The 5,400-nt window shown below is 69.3% G+C and carries 5 protein-coding genes; all 5 read left to right on the top strand.

Features of this window, described 5'->3' with window-relative positions:
- Positions 1-626: phosphonate C-P lyase system protein PhnL (gene phnL, locus ABDW35_RS31470; RefSeq protein WP_343717789.1), on the top strand; the 626-nt coding region annotated here is incomplete at its 5' end.
- Positions 623-1,759, top strand: coding sequence for an alpha-D-ribose 1-methylphosphonate 5-triphosphate diphosphatase (locus tag ABDW35_RS31465; RefSeq protein ID WP_343717788.1), 1,137 nt, complete (start codon positions 623-625; stop codon positions 1,757-1,759). The genes phnL and ABDW35_RS31465, both read left to right, overlap by 4 nt.
- Positions 1,760-1,963: 204 nt before the next feature.
- On the top strand, positions 1,964-2,668 hold the full coding sequence (locus ABDW35_RS31460; protein WP_343717787.1) for a DUF1045 domain-containing protein: 705 nt from the start codon (positions 1,964-1,966) through the stop codon (positions 2,666-2,668).
- Positions 2,665-3,207: an MOSC domain-containing protein gene (locus tag ABDW35_RS31455; protein ID WP_343717786.1), complete on the top strand. Its 543-nt coding sequence runs from the start codon at positions 2,665-2,667 to the stop codon at positions 3,205-3,207. Before ABDW35_RS31460 ends, ABDW35_RS31455 begins: the two co-directional genes overlap by 4 nt.
- 1,112 nt (positions 3,208-4,319) lie before the next feature.
- A partial coding sequence (locus ABDW35_RS31450; RefSeq protein ID WP_343717785.1) for an MFS transporter occupies positions 4,320-5,400 on the top strand: 1,081 nt, incomplete at its 3' end.

Raw genomic sequence — 5,400 nt, 5'->3', positions numbered from 1 at the left:
CGGTGTTCGCCGGCGTCGACTTCACCGTGGCCGCGGGCGAATGCGTGGTGCTGGGCGGCGCGTCCGGCGCGGGCAAGAGCACCTTCATGCGCACCCTCTACGGCAACTACCTGGCCTCGGCCGGGCGGGTGCAGATCAAGCACGACGGTGCGCCGGTCGACATCACCGCCGCGACACCGCGGAAGATCCTCGAAGTCCGGCGCCGGACGCTCGGCTATGTCAGCCAGTTCCTGCGGGTGATCCCGCGCGTGCCGACGCTGGAGATCGTCAAGGAGCCGATGCTGGCCTCCGGCATCGCCGAGCCGCAGGCCGAGCGCCGCGCCCGCACCCTGCTGGCCCGGCTGAACCTGCCGGAGAGTCTGTGGTCGCTGCCGCCCGCCACCTTCTCCGGCGGCGAGCAGCAGCGGGTCAACCTCGCGCATGGCTTCGCGATGGAGTATCCCATCCTGCTCCTCGACGAGCCGACGGCCTCGCTCGACGCCGACAACCGGCGCGTGGTCATCGAGCTGATCGAGGAGGCCAAGGCCCGCGGCGCCGCCATCGTCGGGATCTTCCACGACACGGCGGTGCGCGACCGGGTGGCGACCCGGATCTTCGACGTCACGCTCTACAAGGCGGCCGCATGAGCACGGACCTGAACTTCTCGAACGCCCGGATCGTCACCCTCGGGGCCGTCGTCACCGGAACCCTGCGGGTCGAGGACGGCCGCATCGTCGCGGTGGAGGAGGGCGGGGCGCCCTCCACCGGCGACGACGCCGACGGCGACTACCTGATCCCCGGCATGATCGACCTGCACACCGACCATCTCGAGCGCCATGTGGCGCCGCGGCCGGGGGTGATGTGGAACAACGTCTCGGCGGCGATGGCGCATGACGCGCAGGTCGCCACCGCCGGCATCACCACCGTGTTCGACAGCCTGTCGCTGATGGGCGAGCACAAGGGCGTGCCGCGCGGCGACCTGCTGCGGCCGATGGTCGACGGGCTGGAATCGGCGCGCCGCCAGGACATGCTGCGGGCCGACCATTTCCTGCATCTGCGCTGCGAGGTGGCCGACCCGCATGTGCTCGACTACCTCTCGGTGCTGATCGACGATCCGGCGGTGCGGCTGCTCTCGATCATGGACCACACGCCCGGCCAGCGGCAGTACGCCCAGGTCGAGAAATGGCGGCAGGCGAATCGCCACCGCTACAGCGAGGCGGAGCTGGACGTGGTGATGCAGCAGCGCCTGGCGTCGCAGGAGGCGCACGCCCACCGGCACCGCCTCGCCATCGCGGAGCTTGCCGCCGCGCACGGCCTGGCCCTGGCCAGCCATGACGACGAGACTCCGGCCCATGTCGATGAGGCGCTGTCGCTCGGCGTCTCAATCTCGGAGTTCCCGACCACGGCCGACGCGGCCCAGGCGGCGCGCAGCCACGGCCTGTCGATCCTGATGGGCGCTCCGAACGTGGTCCGCGGCGGCTCGCACAGCGGCAATGTCGGGGCGGCGGACCTGGCGGCGGCCGGGCTGCTCGACATCCTGGCCTCCGACTACGTGCCGATCAGCATGTTGCACGCCGTCTGCCTGCTGGCCGACGCGCCGGTCGGGCTCGGCCTGCCGGGGGCGGTGGCGCTGGTCAGCGCCAACCCGGCCAAGGCGGCAGGACTGGACGATCGCGGCCGGATCGAACCCGGGCTGCGGGCCGACCTGGTGCGCTTCCGCCTGATCGACGGCGTGCCGCATATCCGCGCCGTCTGGCGCGCCGGCCAAAGGGTTGCATGAGTAGATGAATCAACGCGTTGCCTCTCCATCCCATATCCGTCATTGCGAGGAAGCGAAGCCGACGAAGCAATCCATGCCTCCACTCTTGCGGCCCGATGGATTGCTTCGCTGCGCTCGCAATGACGGTATTGGAATTCCGAAAAGGTCTCGCTTGTGGGAGAGGTTCTGCGAACTCCCCGTCCGCCTGACGTTTGAGACGACGACATGACCCGACGCTACGCCATCTACTTCGCGCCACCCTCCGGATCTGCCCTGGCGGAGCTTGGCGCCGAGCTGCTCGGCCGCGATCCGGAGACGGGCGAGGCGCGGCCGCAGCCACGGCTCGACGGCATCGACCCCGACCGGTTCCACGCGATCACCGAGGACGCCCGTCACTACGGCTTCCACGCCACGCTGAAGGCGCCGTTCCCGCTCGCCGAGGGCGTGTCCGGCGAGGCGCTGCATGCGGCGGCCGAGGCCTTCGCCGCCGGCCGCGCCCCGGCAGCCGGCCCGGCGCTGACTCTCGCCTCGATCGGCGGCTTCCTGGCCCTGGTGCCCTCGGCGGACGCGCCCGAGGTGCATGCCCTGGCCGATGCCTGCGTCGAGGCCTTCGACCGGTTCCGCGCCCCGTTGACGGCCGCGGAGCTGGAGCGTCGGCGCCGGTCGCCGCTGACCCCGGCGCAGGACGCCCACCTCGAGCGCTGGGGCTACCCCTATGTCTTCGACGAGTTCCGCTTCCACATGACGCTCACCGCGCGGCTGACCGACAAGGTCGAGCATGACCGCGTCCGCGCCCTGCTGGCTGAGCGGGCCGCGCCGGTTTGCATCGATCCGCTGCGGATCGACGCGATCGCGGTCTATGAGCAGGCCGACCGGCGGTCCCCGTTCCTCGTCGCCGGCCGCTACCCGCTGAAAGGGACGTCGGCATGACCGCCACAGTCACCGCGGTCGGCCTCAGCCCGACCCACAGCTTCAGCAAGCCGGTGGTCGACACGATCCGGCTGCTGGCCGGGCTCGGGGTCGAGGGCGATGCCCATCTCGGCGTGACGGTGAAGCACCGGTCGCGGGTCAAGGTCGACCCGACCCAGCCGAACCTGCGCCAGGTGCATTTGATCCAGGGCGAGCTGCATGAAGAGTTGGCGGCCGCCGGCTTCACCGTGCTGCCCGGCGATCTGGGCGATAATGTCACCACCCGCGGCATCGACCTGCTCGGCCTGCCCACCGGCGCCAGGCTGCGGCTCGGCGCCGAGGCGGTGGTCGAGATCACCGGCCTGCGCAACCCCTGCAGCCAGATCGACGGCTTCCGGCAAGGGCTGCTGAAGCTGGTTGTAGGCCGGGACGAGGCCGGTAACCTGGTGCGCAAGGCCGGGGTGATGGGCATCGTCGTGTCCGGCGGCACGGTGCGCCCCGGCGACGCGATCGCGATCGATCTGCCGCCGGAGCCGCACCGCCCGCTGGAGCGGGTGTGACCCGGGCCTGGAGCGAGGTCAATCAGGGCCGACGATCGTCACGATAGCGGGTGAGAAGCGGTCACCATCCTTCATCGATGACCGCAGTCGCGCGCGGCTATCGGATTATCGATCGAGCTCTACTGGATGACAGGCGCAACCGGGACCTGGGGTTGTCTCACACCCAACGCAGGATCCGGCTTGCAGCCGGTCCTACCAACTTCCTTGCAGCCCACTTGTGCCTGGCGGCCGAAGGACGGATCCGGCTTGCAGCCGCTCGTTCCGACTTCCTGGCAGCCCACCTGTGCCTGGCGGCCGAAGGACGGATCCGGCTTGCAGCCTGTCGTCCCGACCTGATCGCAGCCGCCGGCATTCTGCGCTGGAGAAGCCATCCGGTCAGCACATCCTCCTGTCAGCCCGAGGACCGCCACCGCCGAAAGCGCAACGAATAATTTGATCATCTCTTCCTCCTAATTTGCCGAGGTCAATAGGCCGGGACCAGGAAGGTTCCGATTGCGCATGTGGCCGCCCAAGGGGATGAGGGCTGAGACTCATGCCGAATAAGCGTTGTGGATGTGCGGCAACAAATGAAGCGTGCACGAGCTTTCGCCGGCACGGAACTATACAATGGTATCGGTGTCGCGACGCTTTCTTAAGGTTTGGGCGACGACAATCGACGGCGTCATCTCAGTACGAGATGCGAGGCCTTCGGATGTCGTCTCGGGATTCTTGTGTCCGGTCTATGGTCGCGGTACGAGCTGGATACGTCAGAGGCTGATCGCATCAGGGCGTCGCCTCACCCCCTGATGCGATCCGACGGCCCGGGTCCGCCCCGACCAAATGCGACGCCGGCGCGCCCGGCTGGCGCAGCGGGTGGGCGCGGGCGAAGGCGTCCAGGGCCAGGCAGGCGCCCGCCATCTGGGCGATCAGGCAAGGAATGGCCGGCCATTTCCACCTTAGGAGCGGCGGACCCGTCATTCCGCCGCGCCCTAAAGCCGCAGATCGACGGTTCGATGACGGATGCAACAGGTTTCGGCGACCCCGACATGCGGGTGTAGCGCTGCCGGGACACGCTGCGCTGCTCTAGGGTCCTGCGACCCTTCGGTAAGACAATCGATCATCGAGCCCGACCCATGACCCATGCCATCGCCGCCGACCTGCCATCGAGGCGGCGCCTCAATGCCGGTGACTACCGCACCCTCGGCCTCGCCGCGCTGGGCGGGGCGCTGGAATTCTACGATTTCGTGGTCTTTATCTACTTCGCGGGTGCGGTCGGGCAGCTGTTCTTCCCGGCGGAGATCCCGGACTGGCTGCGCCAGTTCCAGACCTTCGGCATCTTCGCCGCCGGCTATCTGGTCCGGCCGCTGGGCGGCATCGTCATGGCGCATTTCGGCGACCTGTTCGGCCGCAAGCGGATGTTCACGCTCGGCATCCTGCTGATGGCGGCGGCGACGCTGGGCATGGGCCTGCTGCCGACCTATGCCCAGATCGGCGTCTGGGCGCCGATCGCCCTGCTGCTGCTGCGCATCCTGCAGGGCGCGGCGATCGGCGGCGAGGTCCCGGGCGCCTGGGTGTTCGTGGCCGAGCATGTGCCGCCGCACCGCATCGGCTATGCCTGCGGCACGCTGACCGCCGGGTTGACCGCCGGCATCCTGCTGGGGTCGGTGGTGGCGACGGTGATCAACGGCCATTTCAGCCAGGCCGAGATCACGGACTGGGCTTGGCGTCTGCCCTTCCTGCTGGGCGGCGCCTTCGGCTTGGTCTCGGTGCATCTGCGCCGGCTGCTGCACGAGACACCGGTGTTCCAGGAGATGCGGGCCAGCCGTGCACTGGCGGTGGAGCTGCCGCTGAAGGTCGTGGTGCGCGACCATCCCGGCGCGGTGGTGGTCTCGGTGCTGCTGACCTGGCTGCTGGCCGCTTCGATCGTGGTGGTGATCCTGATGACGCCGACCCTGCTGCAGAAGCTGAACGGCGTGCCGCTGCCGCTGGGGCTGGAGGCGAACACGGCGGCGACGCTGTGCCTGCTGGTCGGCTGCATCCTCGCCGGGTCGATCATCGACCGGATCGGCGCCGGGCGCTTCTTCGTCATCGGCAGCGTGCTGCTCGCGGGCGCCACCTGGCTGTTCTACACCCGCGGCGCCGCCGATCCGGGCCTGCTGCTGCCGACCTACGCTTTGACCGGCCTGCTGGTCGGTGTCGTCGGCGGGGTGCCGG

Source organism: Inquilinus sp. (assembly GCF_039594555.1).
In the GTDB taxonomy this organism is placed as follows: domain Bacteria; phylum Pseudomonadota; class Alphaproteobacteria; order DSM-16000; family Inquilinaceae; genus Inquilinus.
Note: the sequence above shows the minus strand (reverse complement) of the source record. Positions and strands in the feature narration are given on the sequence as shown.